Below are 15038 nucleotides of genomic sequence, written 5' to 3' on the forward strand. Positions count from 1 at the left end.
CGACCGCCTTTCGTATTCATGCCAGTTTTGAGGAGATAGAACCAATGAGCCAAGCCGAGAAAGCCGTGAACAAAGCCGCCGATACCGCCAAGGACGTTGCCCAGGATGTCGCGGATGCCGCCAAGGAAGCCGTCAACACCACACGCCGCACTGCAGCGAATGCGCTGGACAAGGCCGAGGAAGGTGTGCAGTCCATCGAGCGTGAACTGAACCCCGTCATCGATGACCTCGCAGCACGTGCCCAGGAACTGGCCACACGCGGCATCAACTTCTGCGCCGACAGCTCCGACCGCGCCCGCCGCCAGCTGCAATCGGCCACGGAAGCCACCACGCGCTACGTCATCGAACAGCCTGGCCGCTCCATCCTGCTGGCTGCAGCTACGGGCGCTGCCCTGGCCACCGCGTTCTTCATGAGTTCCCGCTCGCGCAAGTGAGCTGCCGCCGAGTCCCCTGAGTTCCCTCGAGTACCGTTACTCTCAATCTTCTTGTCCAGGAAAGAACTGATCATGCAAAAGTACACCCGTGCCATCGCTTTCGCTCTCGTCGCCGGTGCCACCGTGCTCGGTACCACCGCCTGCTCCGTGGCCCGCGACCAGCAGTCCGTGGGTTCGTATGTGGATGACGCCGGCATCACCACTGCGGTGAAGGCCAAGATGGCAGAGGACAAGAGCGTCTCGGCCACTTCCATCAGCGTCGAGACCCTGAACGGCACGGTGCAGCTGTCGGGCTTTGCCAAGTCCGAATCGGAAAAGGCCCGCGCCGCCGAGATCGCCCGCACCACCAAGAACGTGCGTGAAGTGCGCAACAGCATCGTGGTTCGTCCCTGATGCAGGCCCCTGCGGGGGCTGATCCAAGTACAAGGCCGGAGACTTCCGGCCTTTTTTCATCCAGGGCTCCAACTGCCGCACGGTCCGCCGCGAGGATTGCCGACCATTGCAGCCGACGGCAGGTACGACCCCTTTCCACCGTGCGCCGGACATACGGCGTAAAGTGACCGACATGCGAGTCTTCAACTGCGATGCCTGTGGCCACCCGGTCTTCTTCGACAGCGTTCAATGCGTGCACTGCGGCGCCACCCTGGCCTTCCTGCCCGAGCGACTGCATGTGGCCTGCCTGCGCCCGGTTTCCGGCACGCGGGACAGCGTGCTGTGGGAGAGCCTGTCCTCGCTGACGAGCGGCAAGCCGCCAGGCCGGCTCTACAAGATGTGCAGCCACCGGGGTCCCGTGGGACAGTGCAACTTCGCCCTGCCCGCAGACGATCCCCATGCGCTGTGCGAGTCCTGCCGCCAGACACGCTGGCTGCCCGATCTGTCAGACCCGTCCAATGCGCTGCGCTGGACCCGGATCGAGGCCGCCAAGCGCCAGCTGTTCTACACGCTGGCCCGCCTGGGCCTGGGTCCCCGGCCTGGAGAGGACGGGCCGCGCTTCGAGCTGCTGGCCGACCTGCCGGGGCAGGCGCCCGTGATGACCGGCCATGCCAACGGCACCATCACGCTGAACGTGGTGGAGGCCGACGATGCCGAGCGTGCCCGGCGCCGCCAGGCACTGCACGAGCCCTACAGGACGCTGGTGGGCCATCTGCGCCATGAATCCGGCCACTTCTTCTGGGACAGGCTGGTGGTGGGCGCGGGCCGTATCGAGGAATTCCGCCGCCTGTTCGGCGACGAGCGCCAGGACTATGGCCAGGCCCTGCAGAACTACTATGCGCGCGACCCGATGGATGAGCAGTGGCGCGACAACTTCGTCAGCGCCTATGCCACCTCCCACCCGTGGGAAGACTGGGCCGAAAGCTGGGCCCATTACCTGCACATGGTGGATCTGCTGGAGACTGCGGCCAGCTATGGCACCTGCATCACCATGCCTGGAGGCTCAGGGACAAGTACAGGCTCGGTCACGCAGCCCGCGCTGTGCGTGCAGGACCCTTTCGCGGTCCATGCACGGCCGGACTTCGGCACCATGCTGGACCAGTGGGTGCCGCTGACGCTGCTGACCAACAGCCTCAACCGCAGCCTGGGCCATGGCGATGCCTATCCGTTCGCCCTTTCGGCCGGGGCCAGGCGCAAGCTGGAATTCGTGCACGCCGCCGTGAATGCGAGCGCCACGCGGCAGGCTGCCTTCTAAGAAGAAACTTCGAGAGGGTCCTGGCCGCCCTTGCCGGGCCTCAGGACAGCCAGGGGGTCAGGGCATCAGGAAGCGGGATCAAGGCGTGCGACCAGGTCGTGCGATCAGGCGGTGCGATCACGACCCACGATTGGCCTGCACCTTCTGCAGAAGGCGGGTACGCACGCTGGGAGAGACGAACTTGTCGATCTCGCCATCCAGCGTGGCGATCTCGCGCACGAAGGTGCTGCTGATGAACTGGTAGCGGTCGCTGGGCGTGAGGAAGACGGTCTCCACCTCGGGCATCAGCGTGCGGTTCATGCCGGCAAGCTGGAACTCGTAGTCGAAGTCGGTGACCGCACGCAGGCCGCGCACCATGGCCTTGCCGCCGCGCTCGACCACGAAGTCGCGCAGCAGGCCATGAAAGCTCTCGACCTGGACATGGGGATAGATGGACACGGCCTCGCGCACCATCTGCATGCGCTCCTCAAGATTGAACATGGTCTTCTTGTGGTGGCCCGCCGCCACGGCGACGATGACGTGGCTGAACAGCTGGGTCGCGCGGCGCACCACGTCTTCATGACCCAGCGTGATCGGATCGAAAGTTCCGGGATAGACGGCAATCACGTCGTGGCTCATGGCGGTCGCTTTCATTGGCTGCGCGTGCCCTGTCCGGCACGGATGGCGCATTATGCATTGCGCTGCAGCATGGCCGGTCGGCTGTGCGACAGCCGCGCTCCTGCCAGGGAACGCGGCCGCCGCAGCGCCCTTTACTCGTCCTGCGGCGCCTTGCGCAGCAGATGGGCGTGGACGGCGCCGGCCTTCAGATGGCGGAACAGCTGCAGGCCACCGGCCTCGGCCAGTTGCTCCTCGGTCCAGGCCTGGGGCGCCTCCAGATAGACATAGCCCGTGGCGGACACCGCCTGTGCGGCGGCCTTCAGCGCAGGCTCGAACAGATCGGCATGGTCGAACGGCGGATCGATCAGCACCAGGTCCAGCGTGCCCGGCGCCACCTGGCGCAGGCAGCCGATGCCATCGCCGCGCAGCACGCGCACGGACTGGGCGTCCAGGCGCTCGCGCAGGCGCTGCAACTGCTGGACCAGGGTGGCGTCCTGCTCGTTCATCAGCACATTGGTCGCGCCGCGCGATGCGGCCTCGAAGCCCAGCGCGCCCGTGCCCGCGAAGGCATCCAGGCAGTGCCAGCCCGTCAGGTCCTGGCCCAGCCAGTTGAACAGGGTCTCGCGCACGCGATCCGGCGTGGGCCGCAGGCCCGGGTGCTGCGCCACGGGCAGCCGCGTGCGGCGCCATTGGCCGCCGATGATGCGGACCTCGCCCGCGCCCACCGGCGCCGGCCGTCCGGCTTTCGCCTTGGCGGCAGCCGGTGCTGCGGCAGCTGCCTTGGGTGCTGCGGCCTCGGCGGTGGCCTTTTCCAGCCAGCGCTTGCCGGCAGGGGTATGAATTTTGATGCTGTTGCGGCTCATTGTTTGCCTCCCACGACGACGGTCACCATGCGCTCGGGCTGCAGCATGCGCTGCATGGCCTCGCGCACATCACGCACGGTGAGCGCCTGCACGCGCTCGGTCCAGTGCTCCAGGTAGTCCAGCGGCAAGCCGTTCCAGGCGATGTTGGACACATTGCCCAGCAGCTTGCGGTTGCTGTCGATGCGCAGCGCAAAGCCGCCGATCAGATTGTCCTTTGCGGCCTTGAGCTCCTTCTCGGTCGGGCCTTCGGCCACGAAGCGGCGCAGCGTGTCCTGCGACACCTTCAGGGCCTCGGCTGCCTGGTCAGGACGCGTCTGCAGGGCGATCGTGAAGGCGCCTGCGTCCAGACCCGGCGAGAAGTCGCTGTAGACGCTGTAGCTCAGGCCGCGCTTTTCGCGCACTTCCTCGGTCAGCCGCGAGGTGAAGCCGCCGCCGCCCAGGATGTGGTTGCCCACCAGCACGGCCATGAAGTCCGGGCTGTTGCGTGCAATGCCGGGCTGGGCGATCAGCACCTGCGCCTGGGCCGAGGCGAAGGGGATGTTCTCGTTGACCGGCGCCTTGAGCGCCTGCACCTTGGGCACGTCGGGCAGAGGCGCGCAGGCACTGGCGTCCTGGCCCTGCGCCGCCTGCAGCGGAGCCAGCAGTTGCTGCACCAGCTGGTCGGCCTGTTCACGGCTGACCGCACCGACGATGCTGACCTTGGCGCGGCAGGCCGCGATCAGGCGGCGGTGGAAGGACTGCATGTCGGACAGGTCGATGTGCGCGAGGCTCTCGCCCGTGGCGCGCGCGCCGTAGGGATGGGTGCCGAACACGCCCTGGCTCAGGGCCTTGCCGGCCACCGTGCCGGGGCGCGTGTCCGATTCCTTGATGGCCGCAGTCCAGCGCTCACGCTCGCGCAGCCACACGTCCTGCGGCCAGCTGGGGTTGGCGATCTGGCGCGCCGCCAGCGCCACGGCGCGCTGCAGCAGCGCAGGCTCGGTCAGGGAGCGCAGCCCGTAGCTGAAGCTGTCGCGGCCCGCCTGGGCGCCAAAGCTGGCACCCAGATCGGCCCAGGCCTGGCCCAGGCCGTTCTCGTCCAGCGCAGGCGCATCGCCCTGGGCGGTCACGCCCTTGGAGGCCATCAGCGCCACGGCGCTGGCCAGGCCGACCTGGTTGGCGGGATCGCGCCGGCTGCCGGCATCGAAGTCCATCTGCACATCGACCATGGGAATGCCCGGGCTGTCCACCAGCCAGACCTGCGCCCCGCTGGGCTGGGTCCAGTGCTGGATGGGCAGCAGGGCCCATGCGGACGTGGCACCAAAGCCCAGGCCCACGCCTGCCAGCACCGTGCTGGCCACCATTTTTTTCATGTTCTTCATCTTCACTCCAGCGTGCTTCGGGGGCATCAATGCAGGGGTCCGCCGATGCCGGCACCCGCATCGGGGCGACGGGGCTTGCCGCCTTCGGGCAGGGGTTGCGGCACCAGGGTGCCCACCGTGAGCTGGTCATCGCCAAAGTACTTGGCAGCCACACGCTTGACGTCATCGGGCGTGATGGTGCGCAGCTGGGTCAGCAGCTGGTCTTCCGCATCCAGCGGCATGCCCTGTATCCAGTAATTGCCCAGGCTCTGGGCCTGGCCCATGACCGAATCGCGCTCGTAGACATTGGAGGCCATCCACTGCGTCTTCACGCGCTCCAGCTCGGCGGGCTCCACACCATCCTTGGCGACCTTGGCCACTTCGGCGCGCAACGCCGCCTCGACCTCGGCGGCGGTCTTGCCCGTGGCGGGCACGCCCGTCAGCATGAACAGGCCGGGGCCACGGCCCATGAGGGACATGGAGCTGCCCGCGCCGTCGGCCACGCGGCCTTCGCCCTGCACCAGGGCGCGCTCCAGGCGGGCGCCGTCATAGCCGTCCAGCACGGCCGACAGAACCAGCAGCGCCAGCGCATCCCGGTCATCGGCCTGCAGGTCGCTGACGCGCGTCAGCGAGGGCGCGCGGAAGGCCAGGGCCACCAGGGCCTGCTCGGCCGGCTGCTTGACCTCGATGCGGCGGATGCCGATCTGCGCGGGCTCGGTGCGCGGCTTGCGCACCGGCAGGGCGCGTGCGGGAATGCTGCCGTAGTACTTCTCGGCCCAGGCGCGGACCTTGGCCACGTCCACATCGCCGGCAATGACGATGGTGGCATTGCCGGGCACATACCAGCGGCCGTGGAAGTCGCGCACGTCGCCGGGCGTCAGCGCGTCCAGGTCGCTCATCCAGCCGATCACGGGGCGGTGGTAGGGCGAGGCCACGAAGGTCGCCGCCATCAACTGCTCCATGAGCACGGCGCGCGGCTGGTCCTCGGTGCGCATGCGGCGCTCTTCCTTGATGACCTCGATCTCTTTCTTGAACTCGCTGTCGGGCCAGTGGTTGTTGGCGAAGCGGTCGGATTCGAGCTTCATCACGTCTTCCAGGCGGCTGGACGGAATCTGCTGGTAGTAGCCCGTGTAGTCGCGGCTGGTGAAGGCGTTCTCCTGGCCGCCCAGCGCGGCCACGCGGCGCGAGAACTCGCCGGGAGCCACCTTGCGCGAGCCCTTGAACATCATGTGTTCGAGCGCGTGGGCCACGCCCGAGGTGCCATCGACCTCGTCCACGGAGCCCACGCGCACCCAGACCATGTGCACGGCCGTGGGCGCGCGCCGGTCGGGCTGCACGATGAGCTGCATGCCGTTCTTCAAGGTGAATTGCTGTGCCGAAGTGGCGGTGCGCGTGCCGCCGGCGGCCTGGCTGGCCACCGTCTGCAGCAGCGATGAAGGGATGGAAGAGGATGCATCCGGGGCTGCCAAAGCAGCCCCGGTGCCCATGCAGGCCATTAAGCCCAGGAGGGTGAGTGCATGTTTCATAGAATGCTGTGATTCTAAGAACCTGCCGATGTTCAGTTTTTTCAAGAAAAAGCCCACCCCCTCCGCCGCCGAGATTTCCCCGGCGGACAGCAGCGCCGCGCCTGAAAAGGCCGGCATTCCCGCAACCCCACCGCAGGACACCCCCCCGGCCCTGCCACCGGCCCCGCCAGCAGCGCCGGCCGCCGACACCGGCAGTGCCTGGTGGCGCAAGCCCTTTGGCGGCGGCAAGGGCGATGCCGCGCCCCCCGAAAACCCGCCTGCCCCAGCTGCTGCACCCGCGTCCACCATCGCGCCTGCGGACTTCATTGCCGCGCCCGAGCCCACGGCCAAGCCCGAGGCCGAAGGTGCCAGCCGCCAGAACTGGATGCAGCGCCTCAAGACCGGCCTGCGCAAGACCGGCAGCAGCATTGCCACGGTCTTCACGGGCACGCAGATCAACGATGCGCTGTACGAGGAACTGGAAGACGCCCTGCTGATGGCCGACACCGGCGTCAAGGCCACCGAGCACCTGCTCGCCGACCTGCGCCGCCGCGTCAAGGAGGCCAAGGCCACCGACCCCGCCGCCGTCAAGGCGCTGCTGGCCGATGCCCTGGCCGACCTGCTGCGCCCGCTGGAAAAGCCGCTGGTCATCGGTGAGCACCAGCCCACCGTGATCATGGTGGCTGGCGTCAACGGCGCGGGCAAGACCACCTCCATCGGCAAGCTGACCCGCCACCTGGCCGATGAAGGCCAGAGCGTGCTGCTGGCCGCCGCCGACACCTTCCGCGCCGCCGCGCGCGAGCAGCTTGGCGTCTGGGCCAACCGCAACACGGTGGAGATCGTCAGCCAGGAAGGGGGCGATCCTGCGGCCGTGAGCTTTGACGCCGTCACCGCCGGCCGCGCGCGCAAGAAGGATGTGGTGCTGGTGGACACGGCAGGACGCCTGCCCACCCAGCTGCACCTGATGGAAGAGCTGCGCAAGATCCGCCGCGTGGTCAGCAAGGCCGACGCCACGGCGCCCCATGAGGTGCTGCTGGTCATCGACGGCAACACCGGCCAGAACGCGCTGGCCCAGGTGCGCGCCTTCGACGATGCGCTGCAGCTCACGGGCCTGATCGTCACCAAGCTCGACGGCACGGCCAAAGGCGGCGTGCTGGCTGCCATTGCCCAGGAACGGCCGATCCCCGTGTACTTCATCGGCGTGGGCGAAAAGGTCGAGGACCTGGAAACCTTCAACGCCCGGGAATTCGCGCAGGCGCTGCTGTCCTGAGGCCACCCGGCACACCACCACCCGAAGGAGCGCGCTGCGCTCCTTTTTTCATGGGCATGCGAGCGCAGCGAAGGCCCAGGCATGCAGGCAAGGGTTTTCCCTTGATTCGAATCAAGCCGCAGGTTTTATGCTTGCATTGATTTATAAGAAGAACGTTGTTTTATATAAGAAACAATCGATAGCCCTCAGGCATTTCTTTTGCTTGTACCTGCCTTGCCTTGTTCCCCGGAGTTCCCCATGAAAGCCCCCACCTTGCTCGGCGCTGCCGCCCTGCTGGCAGCAGCCGCATGCCAGAGCGCCCTGGCCCAGGATGCCGCCGCGCAGCAGCAGCTGGCCGCCAAGCCTTTCACCATCGTCGCGCCCTTTCCGCCCGGCGGCCCGGTCGATGCGCTGGCCCGCCTGCTGTCCACGGGATTGGCCGAGCGCTACAAGCAGACCTCGGTGGTGGAGAACAAGCCCGGGGCCAACGGCAATATCGGCATCGACATGGTCAAGCGTGCCGCGGCGGACGGCCATACGCTGCTGGTCGTGCCCCAGGGCAACCTGACCATCAATCCCACGCTGCTGGCCAGGCCCGGCTACAGCGTGGAGGCGGACTTCGCGCCCGTGGCCTCGCTGGCCAAGGCGGCCAATGTGATCGCCGTGCACCCTGGCGTGCCCGCCAAAACGGTGCAGGAGCTGGTGGCCCTGTCCAAGGCCAGGCCGGCCACCATCAGCTATGCCTCGCCCGGCGTGGGCTCCAGCCTGCATCTGGCCGGTGAGCTGTTCAAGCAGCAGACCGGCGCCGACATCCTGCACGTGGCCTACAAGGGCACGGCGCCCGGCCTCAACGATGTGCTGGGCGGCACGGTGCCGATGATCGTGGGCAATGTGCCCGCGCTGCTGCCGCATGTGCAGTCGGGCAAGCTGCGTGCGCTGGCCGTGACCGACCCGGCCCGCAGCAAGTACCTGCCTGATGTGCCCACGCTGGCCCAGGCGGGCGTGCCGGGCATCGCCATCTCGTCCTGGTACGGCGTGATGGCGCCAAAGAAGACGCCGCCGGCCGTGCTCAGGCAGCTGGAAAAGGATATTCAGGAGATCTTCAACACGCCGGCCGTGGTCAGGCAGCTGGACCTGCAGGGGATCGAGCCGTGGGTGGTCACGGGCAGCGCCTTCGGCGAGCTGATCCGCAAGGAGACAGCGACCTGGGTGCCCGTGATCAAGGCCGCCAACGTCACGCCGCAGTGATGCGGGGCGCGGCGGCCCTTTCTGCAGTGTCCGCCACGTCCCGGGTCGAGACCTGGGAGCGCAGCCACTGCGCATAGTCGGCCATGCAGCGCTCGGTGCGCATGGTGATCTGCGGCACGCTGTAGCTGTGGCCGGCGCGCAGCAGCCGGGCCAGGCGCTCCAGCACGTCGGGCAGGGTCTTGCAGACCAGCCGCCACTCGGGCGTGGCGTGCATCTCGCCCTCCCACACATAGTGCGAGGTGATGGGCTCCACCTGCACGCAGGCCGCGGCCTGCTGCTGCACCAGGCTGCGCGCCAGATGGGCGGCCTCCTCGGCGCTGGGGACGGTGGTGGCCACCACGCACAGCGTGGACCAGGGCGAGGCGGGGTTCTTGGCGGAAGTCATGGAGGCGTAGTCTACGGTTGCGCGCTGCAGGCCGGTACTGGCCTTTGCGGCGTCAGGCCATCAGCCCCTTTTGCCGTGCCTGCAACCGCGCCAGGCCCAGCAGCGCATCGGTGAAGGGCGTGTCCACGCCGCACAGCTGGCCCATTTCGCGCACCGCGCCCACGAGGGCGTCGAGCTCCACAGGCTTGCCCGCTTCCACGTCCTGCAGCATGGAGGTCTTGAAGGCGCCCAGCTTGAGCGTGACCGCATGGCGGTCTTCGGGCGATTCGTTGATGGGCAGGCCGATGCGCGCGCCGATTTCCTTGGCCTCCAGCATCACGCGCGTGATCAGGCCGCGCACCAGGTCGTCGCCCAGGATGCGGTCCGAGGTGGCACCCGTCAGCGCGCTGACGGGGTTGACGGTCATGTTGCCCCAGAGCTTGTACCAGGCGTCGCGCTGGATGTTGTCGGAGACCTTGGCCTCGATGCCGCCACGCTGCAGCAGTTGGGCCAGTGCCGCCAGGCGCGGCGTGGGCGGCTGGCCGGGCCCTGTGGCCAGAGGCTCGCCCAGGATCAGGCTGTTGCCGAAGTGCCGGCGCACCACGCCGGGCGCATCGTTGGAGCAGCTGGCATGGACCACGGAGCCCAGCACCTGACCCAGCGGGATGGCTTGCGCAATGCGGCCTTCAGGGTCCACGGCTTTCAGCTGCTTGCCGCGCACGCTGGCATCGACACCGCCGTGCAGGAACCACCAGGGCACGCCGTTCATGGCCGTGAGCACCACGGTCTGCGGACCGATCAGCGGGGCGATGCGCTCGGCCACATCGGGCATGCCCGGCGCCTTGACGGAGATGATGACCAGGTCCTGCACGCCCAGGGCGGCCGGGTCCTGTTCGGCACGCAGCGCAAAGTGCTCGCGCTGCTCGCCGTGCACCAGGGTCAGGCCCTGGGTGCGCAGGGCCTGCAGCGCGGCGCCGCGCGCCACGGCGCTGAGCTGGCAGCCGGCGCGGGCCAGGGCCGCGCCCATCCAGCCGCCGATGGCGCCGGCGCCGAAGATGCAGGCCTTGTCGAATGAAATGCTTGTCTGTTCCATGGTCATGCGCGGGAAGCTCCGGGTTCAAAGATCGAGATAGCTGCTGTCGCGCCGGTTCACGCGGCGCACCAGGTGGTCGAACACATCGCGGGCACCGCCGTGGCTGTCGTTGAAGGTCAGCGAGTCCTCGTTGCAGCGCTGGGCCATGGCGTCGGAGACCATGCGCGGCGCGCCCATGGACAGGGTGGCCATCTGCACGTCGCAGGCGCGCTGCAGCGTCCACAGCACCACGAAGGCCTGGGGAAGGTCGCTGCCCCAGCTGAGCAGGCCATGGTTGCGCAGGATCACGGCCTTGCGGTGGCCGATGCTGGCCAGCAGGCGCGGCCCTTCGTCGGCATGGATGGTGATGCCCTCGAAGTCATGGTAGGCCACCATGCCGTGCAGCTGGGCGCTGTAGAAGTTGCTTTGCGACAGGCCCTGCTCCAGGCAGGCCACGCCCATGCCCGAGGTGGTGTGCGTGTGCATCACGCAGTGCGCGCCCGGCAGTCCGTCGTGGATGGCCGCATGCACGACGAAGCCGGCCGGGTTGACCGGATGCCGCGAGCCGTCCAGCACCTCGCCGCGCACATTGATGCGCACCAGGTTGCTGGCCGTGACCTCTTCGTAGTGCAGGCCGAAGGGGTTGATCAGGAACTGCTTTTCACCGCCCGTCACGCTGTCGGGCAGGCGCACCGTGATGTGGTTGTAGATCAGTTCGTCCCAGCCCAGCATGGCGAAGACGCGGTAGCAGGCGGCCAGTTCGATGCGGGCGGCCCGCTCATCAGGGTGCATGGAGCAATTCATGGTGTGGGTTCTGAGGTGGGTCGTGGGGAAATCAGGCATCCAGCCCCTGGTCCAGCCCCTGGTCCAGCGCTTGGGAGGCACGGCCCAGCTTGTCCAGGATGCGGTCCAGCATGGCGCGCTCCTCGGCCGTCAGGGCATTGAGCAGGGCCGCCTGGTAGGGGCGTGCGCGGGACAGCACCTCGTCGAAGAGCGCCTGCCCTGCTTCGCTCAGCTGCAGCAGGTGGCGGCGCGCGTGCTGCGGATCGGCGCGGCGCAGCACCCAGCCCCGGTCGATCAGCGGCTGCAGCGCGCGGCTGATCTGGGCCTTGTCCATCAGGCTCAGGCGCGACAGCGCGCTGGCATGCAGCTCGCCGTGGCGCTGGATCTGGCCCATGAGCCGCCACTCGGTCAGCCCCACGGGCGATGCCGGCGCGATGTAGTGGCGCGTCACCTGGGTCTGCAGCGCATTGGACAGCGCGCCCAGGCGGAAGGTGATGAAGTCCTCCAGCGCCAGCGTCTGGCTGCAGACCTGCGTGTCCGGTGCAGGGCCGGTGGCGGCATCGGCGGCAGGGATCGTGGATGTGCGTGGGCGGGGCATTGGGCGGAGGGAACCGGGCGGCGACGGCGATTGCGATTGCGATTGCGATGGCCGCATGATCCACCAATGTTGACATATCAACATTGGTGGCAACCCTGAGAGCCCTGACGGCCTGCAGGCCGCCAGCGGGCGCAGGGTGAAACCCATGCGCCCGCGCCGCGCTCAGCGCTTGAGCAGTTCGTTGGAGGGCAGTGTCTCGTCCAGCAGCTTGCGCGCCGTCTCCACGCCCGCCACGGGCAGCAGCGCCGGGTCCAGCAGGCCCACCTGCACCAGCACGCTGGCCTGGTCCCAGTAGATGTGCTCGTGGTAGAGCTTGTCGCCACGGAACTTGACCACGGCCAGCAGCGGGATCTCCACGCGCCGCCCCGTGGGACGCACGCCGGGCAGCATCCACGGGATCTCGGTGGTGTGCGTGAAGCAGAACAGCATCTCGTCCACCACCTGCGAGGCCCCCACCGTGCGTGAAATCGGCGTCAGCGATGTGTCGGGCGGATTGCTGTTGACGAAGTGGTTCGTATAGAAGGCGTGCAGGTTGCTGAAGCCCACGCCGCCGGTCATGGTCGGGATGTGGTTCACATAGGGCTCGGCCACCATGGTGGCCATGGTGTCGTCCACGTTGCGCGTGGCGAACTCGTACTCGCAGTGCTTGTCCCACAGCGCGGCCAGGTCGAAGTGCGGGCCGATGGCGGACTTGAGCGTGGCAATGCTGCGTTCGTGCGCCATCAGGGCCGAGGCGCGGTGGAAATGGTCGCCGCCCTTGCGCGCGAAGGCATGGTCCACGCCCGGATAGACATGCACGGCCACGCCGGGACGCCCGCCCAGCGCCTGGACGATGCGCTGGCGCGCCTCGGGCGGGCAGAAGGCGTCGAGCTCGGCCACATGCAGGGTGAGCGGGCAGCGGATGCGCTCGGCCTCGTCCAGCGCCGCCTCGATGCCCACGCCGTAGTAGCCGACCACCGCATCGGCATCGGTGCGGCAGGCGGCCAGGTAGGCCAGCTTGCCGCCCAGGCAAAAGCCCAGCACGCCGGCCTTGCCGTCCGTGACCTCAGGGCGCTGGCGCAAGGCGTTCAGGCAGGCCTGGATGTCCTGCACGCCCAGGGCCTCGTCGAATCCCTTGTAGAAGCCGAAGGCGCGCTCCCAGTCCGCCGGCGTGTAGCCCAGTTCCACATCGGGCTGCTGGCGCCAGAACAGGTCGGGCACCAGCACCACGTAGCCTTCTTCGGCGTAGTAGTCGGCCACCTCGCGCATGGTGGCGTTGACGCCGAAGATCTCCTGCGCCAGCACCAGGCCGGGGCCGCTGCCCGAGGCCGGCACGGCCAGGTAGGCGTTGAAGCTGCCGCTGCCGTCCAGCGCGTTGATGCGCACATGGCGGCTTGCCGGGGGTTCTTTCTGCTGCATGGGTCTGTCTCCGTTTCAAAGGGTGGGGAAAGCTGCGGTGCCGCTTTTTTCATGACCCGTCATACGCATTCGGGGTGCCGCACCGTCACCTGATAGTAGCCCGCGTGAAAGGCCAGGGGCTCGCCATCGAAGCGTTCGCAGCGCTCGACCTGGCCGATGAAGATGAGGTGGTCGCCGCCATCGTATTGCCGGACGTTGCGGCAAACGAAGCGGGCCAGCACGCCATCGATCAGGGGCACGCCGGCCGGGCCTTCCGCGCAGTCCAGGCCGCCGAACTTGTCTTGCTGCGGCGTGGAAAAGCGCCGCGACAGAAGGTGCTGGCCCGCAGCCAGCACGTGGATGGCGAAGTGGCTGGCGCCCTGGAAATCGCAGACGCTGGGCGCCTGGCGCGCCAGGCTCCACAGCACCAGCGGCGGGTCCAGCGAGACCGAGGAGAACGAGTTGGCCGTCATGCCCACGCGCCGCCCGTCCGGCGCGCGCGTGGTGATGACGGTCACGCCCGTGGTGAACTGGCCGAAGGCCTTGCGCAGCTCGCGCGGATCGAAGGAGCAGGCCGGGGCGGCGGCCGGGGTGTCGCATGTGCTCATGGCGGCCTCTGCGGCTAGGCGGGGACGGCTGCCATGGCGGCGATGGCCGCGCAGCTGTCGATGTAGTGGTCCGCCTCGCCCGCGTCCGCGAACCAGGGGAAGAAGGTGCGCGGGTCATCGAAGCCGTTGGCAAAGGCGCTGGCCAGCGGTGCCAGCGTGCCCGCGCTGGCCAGCAGCTTGAGCACATGGGGTGGCGGTGGCGCCAGCAGCATGTTGGTCCACTGCGTGACCCATTGCGCATAGCCGAACCAGTAGCGGTCGAAGGTCTGCTGCATCCAGGCGGCGTCGAATGCGCCATTTCCGTCACCATGGCCGTCACCATTGCTGCGCGCCAGGATGCTGCGCAGATAGGTGTCGGCGCACTTGGCCGCGTTGTTGGAGCCCTGGCCCGTGATGGGGTCGTTGAGCACCACCACGTCGCCCATGCCCAGCACCTTGCGTCCTGACGGCAGCGTGGCCACGGGCTTGCGCACCGTGGGGGCGAAGCGGCCCGCGAGGATGCCGTTGTCATCGGTCAGCGCAATGTCGCGGCAGCGCTCGGCCTCCCAGGGCACGAAGGTGTCGAGGATCCAGCGGCTGCGCTCCAGGTGCTGCTCCGGTGTCTTCACATCGCCCCAGCAGTCCATGGGGCCGCCGGGCACGCCCTCGAACACCATGATCTCGCAGGGCCCCGTGGTCGTCAGCGCCGGGAACACGAAGTACTCGCCCACGCCCGGCAGCAGGTTGAAGGACACGGCGGAGAACGGCTCGCGCGGCTTCATGCCCGTCACATAGGTCAGCGCCAGCGCGCGCTGGGGCTGGTCGAAGCGCGAGCGGTGGGCATCGCGCTCGAACAGCCTCGATATCTCGCCCTTGCCGCTGGCGACCAGGGTCAGGTCATGGCTGCGCGTGCATTCCTCCAGCTCGGCGATGCCCGCGTCCTTGAGCACCAGCTCGCCGCCCTGGCGGCGGAAGTCGTCCATCCATGCGGGGATCTTCAGGCGCTGGTCCACGGACTGCGCGCCCGCGTTCAGACGCGCCGCCCAGTCGATGGCCTTGTCGACCGATTTCCCGCCCTGCTGCGCCGGCTGTGGCACGCACAGGCTGATGCCCTCGACCACCGGGCATTCGCGCGACCAGCGGTCCAGGCCCAGGCCGCGCTCTATCTGCAGCGCGCTGTCGAACATGCACTGGCTGGACATGACCCGGCCCTGGGCGATGTCCTGCGCCGTGCGGTTGCTCAGTATCGTGACCTGATGGCCCGCGGCCAGCAGGCCCAGGCCCAGTTGCAGGCCCGACTGGCCGGCTCCGACGATGGCGATTTTCTTCATGGCTGT

General features: G+C 68.2%; 16 protein-coding genes. 5 read left to right on the plus strand and 11 right to left on the minus strand.

Features of this window, described 5'->3' with window-relative positions:
- The first annotated feature begins 44 nt into the window (after positions 1 to 44).
- The 3 genes from BW39_RS24070 to BW39_RS24060 all read left to right on the plus strand — a co-directional run bounded on the left by BW39_RS24070 (position 45) and on the right by BW39_RS24060 (position 2121).
- Complete coding sequence (locus tag BW39_RS24070; protein ID WP_013803931.1) at positions 45 to 434, plus strand: hypothetical protein; 390 nt, start codon at positions 45 to 47, stop codon at positions 432 to 434.
- A 72-nt stretch (positions 435 to 506) separates the two neighbouring features.
- On the plus strand, positions 507 to 827 hold the full coding sequence (locus BW39_RS24065; protein ID WP_013803932.1) for a BON domain-containing protein: 321 nt from the start codon (positions 507 to 509) through the stop codon (positions 825 to 827).
- A gap of 172 nt (positions 828 to 999) precedes the next feature.
- A complete protein-coding gene (locus BW39_RS24060) occupies positions 1000 to 2121 on the plus strand; it encodes a zinc-binding metallopeptidase family protein (RefSeq protein WP_043824679.1) in 1122 nt (373 codons plus the stop codon).
- 117 nt (positions 2122 to 2238) lie between these two features.
- Here the strand turns inward: BW39_RS24060 and coaD are convergent, their stop codons facing one another.
- From coaD to BW39_RS24040, 4 genes are all read right to left on the minus strand, one after another.
- The gene (coaD, locus tag BW39_RS24055) at positions 2239 to 2739 is read right to left on the minus strand and encodes a pantetheine-phosphate adenylyltransferase (RefSeq protein WP_013803934.1); all 501 of its coding nucleotides are present in this window, start codon (positions 2737 to 2739) and stop codon (positions 2239 to 2241) included.
- A gap of 131 nt (positions 2740 to 2870) precedes the next feature.
- A complete protein-coding gene (gene rsmD, locus BW39_RS24050) occupies positions 2871 to 3581 on the minus strand; it encodes a 16S rRNA (guanine(966)-N(2))-methyltransferase RsmD (protein ID WP_012203729.1) in 711 nt (236 codons plus the stop codon).
- Entirely contained in the window at positions 3578 to 4939 is a 1362-nt protein-coding gene (locus tag BW39_RS24045; RefSeq protein WP_043824606.1) for a M16 family metallopeptidase, read from the minus strand. The genes rsmD and BW39_RS24045 overlap by 4 nt, the downstream gene beginning before the upstream one ends.
- Before the next feature lie 26 nt (positions 4940 to 4965).
- Positions 4966 to 6444, minus strand: coding sequence for a M16 family metallopeptidase (locus BW39_RS24040; RefSeq protein WP_013803936.1), 1479 nt, complete (start codon positions 6442 to 6444; stop codon positions 4966 to 4968).
- Between the two features lie 28 nt (positions 6445 to 6472).
- Here BW39_RS24040 and ftsY point away from each other — a divergent pair, with 28 nt between their 5' ends.
- Together ftsY and BW39_RS24030 are read left to right on the plus strand one after the other, a co-directional pair.
- Positions 6473 to 7693 (plus strand): signal recognition particle-docking protein FtsY, encoded by a 1221-nt coding sequence (gene ftsY, locus BW39_RS24035; protein WP_043824607.1) that lies wholly within the window; start codon positions 6473 to 6475, stop codon positions 7691 to 7693.
- 237 nt (positions 7694 to 7930) lie between these two features.
- Positions 7931 to 8920, plus strand: coding sequence for a Bug family tripartite tricarboxylate transporter substrate binding protein (locus BW39_RS24030; protein ID WP_043824609.1), 990 nt, complete (start codon positions 7931 to 7933; stop codon positions 8918 to 8920).
- On the opposite strand, the gene cutA is transcribed toward BW39_RS24030, so the two are convergent.
- The 7 genes from cutA to BW39_RS23995 all read right to left on the minus strand — a co-directional run bounded on the left by cutA (position 8907) and on the right by BW39_RS23995 (position 15032).
- Positions 8907 to 9305: a divalent-cation tolerance protein CutA gene (gene cutA / locus BW39_RS24025; RefSeq protein ID WP_043824611.1), complete on the minus strand. Its 399-nt coding sequence runs from the start codon at positions 9303 to 9305 to the stop codon at positions 8907 to 8909. The genes BW39_RS24030 and cutA overlap by 14 nt on opposite strands.
- Positions 9306 to 9357: 52 nt before the next feature.
- Positions 9358 to 10383 (minus strand): 2-dehydropantoate 2-reductase, encoded by a 1026-nt coding sequence (locus BW39_RS24020; protein ID WP_017404218.1) that lies wholly within the window; start codon positions 10381 to 10383, stop codon positions 9358 to 9360.
- Between the two features lie 18 nt (positions 10384 to 10401).
- Positions 10402 to 11160, minus strand: coding sequence for a class II aldolase/adducin family protein (locus BW39_RS24015; protein WP_016454137.1), 759 nt, complete (start codon positions 11158 to 11160; stop codon positions 10402 to 10404).
- A 31-nt stretch (positions 11161 to 11191) separates the two neighbouring features.
- Entirely contained in the window at positions 11192 to 11737 is a 546-nt protein-coding gene (locus tag BW39_RS24010) for a MarR family winged helix-turn-helix transcriptional regulator (RefSeq protein WP_043824612.1), read from the minus strand.
- 162 nt (positions 11738 to 11899) lie between these two features.
- The gene (locus BW39_RS24005; protein ID WP_016449084.1) at positions 11900 to 13135 is read right to left on the minus strand and encodes a dienelactone hydrolase family protein; all 1236 of its coding nucleotides are present in this window, start codon (positions 13133 to 13135) and stop codon (positions 11900 to 11902) included.
- A 59-nt stretch (positions 13136 to 13194) separates the two neighbouring features.
- Entirely contained in the window at positions 13195 to 13722 is a 528-nt protein-coding gene (locus tag BW39_RS24000) for a flavin reductase family protein (protein ID WP_043824614.1), read from the minus strand.
- A 14-nt stretch (positions 13723 to 13736) separates the two neighbouring features.
- On the minus strand, positions 13737 to 15032 hold the full coding sequence (locus tag BW39_RS23995) for a styrene monooxygenase/indole monooxygenase family protein (protein WP_043824616.1): 1296 nt from the start codon (positions 15030 to 15032) through the stop codon (positions 13737 to 13739).
- Positions 15033 to 15038: the final 6 nt, after the last annotated feature.

Origin of the sequence: Delftia sp. RIT313 (assembly GCF_000632165.1) — a bacterium.
GTDB lineage: Bacteria > Pseudomonadota > Gammaproteobacteria > Burkholderiales > Burkholderiaceae_C > Comamonas > Comamonas acidovorans.

Coding starts and splice junctions, on each gene's coding strand:
- BW39_RS24040 (WP_013803936.1), bottom strand. CDS start 6,444: ATGAAACATGCACTCACCCTCCTGGGCTTAATGGCCTGCATGGGCACC.
- BW39_RS24000 (WP_043824614.1), bottom strand. CDS start 13,722: ATGAGCACATGCGACACCCCGGCCGCCGCCCCGGCCTGCTCCTTCGAT.
- BW39_RS24010 (WP_043824612.1), bottom strand. CDS start 11,737: ATGCCCCGCCCACGCACATCCACGATCCCTGCCGCCGATGCCGCCACC.
- BW39_RS24020 (WP_017404218.1), bottom strand. CDS start 10,383: ATGACCATGGAACAGACAAGCATTTCATTCGACAAGGCCTGCATCTTC.
- BW39_RS23995 (WP_043824616.1), bottom strand. CDS start 15,032: ATGAAGAAAATCGCCATCGTCGGAGCCGGCCAGTCGGGCCTGCAACTG.
- rsmD (WP_012203729.1), bottom strand. CDS start 3,581: ATGAGCCGCAACAGCATCAAAATTCATACCCCTGCCGGCAAGCGCTGG.
- cutA (WP_043824611.1), bottom strand. CDS start 9,305: ATGACTTCCGCCAAGAACCCCGCCTCGCCCTGGTCCACGCTGTGCGTG.
- ftsY (WP_043824607.1), top strand. CDS start 6,473: ATGTTCAGTTTTTTCAAGAAAAAGCCCACCCCCTCCGCCGCCGAGATT.
- BW39_RS24070 (WP_013803931.1), top strand. CDS start 45: ATGAGCCAAGCCGAGAAAGCCGTGAACAAAGCCGCCGATACCGCCAAG.
- BW39_RS24045 (WP_043824606.1), bottom strand. CDS start 4,939: ATGAAGAACATGAAAAAAATGGTGGCCAGCACGGTGCTGGCAGGCGTG.
- BW39_RS24015 (WP_016454137.1), bottom strand. CDS start 11,160: ATGAATTGCTCCATGCACCCTGATGAGCGGGCCGCCCGCATCGAACTG.
- BW39_RS24060 (WP_043824679.1), top strand. CDS start 1,000: ATGCGAGTCTTCAACTGCGATGCCTGTGGCCACCCGGTCTTCTTCGAC.
- BW39_RS24065 (WP_013803932.1), top strand. CDS start 507: ATGCAAAAGTACACCCGTGCCATCGCTTTCGCTCTCGTCGCCGGTGCC.
- BW39_RS24005 (WP_016449084.1), bottom strand. CDS start 13,135: ATGCAGCAGAAAGAACCCCCGGCAAGCCGCCATGTGCGCATCAACGCG.
- coaD (WP_013803934.1), bottom strand. CDS start 2,739: ATGAGCCACGACGTGATTGCCGTCTATCCCGGAACTTTCGATCCGATC.
- BW39_RS24030 (WP_043824609.1), top strand. CDS start 7,931: ATGAAAGCCCCCACCTTGCTCGGCGCTGCCGCCCTGCTGGCAGCAGCC.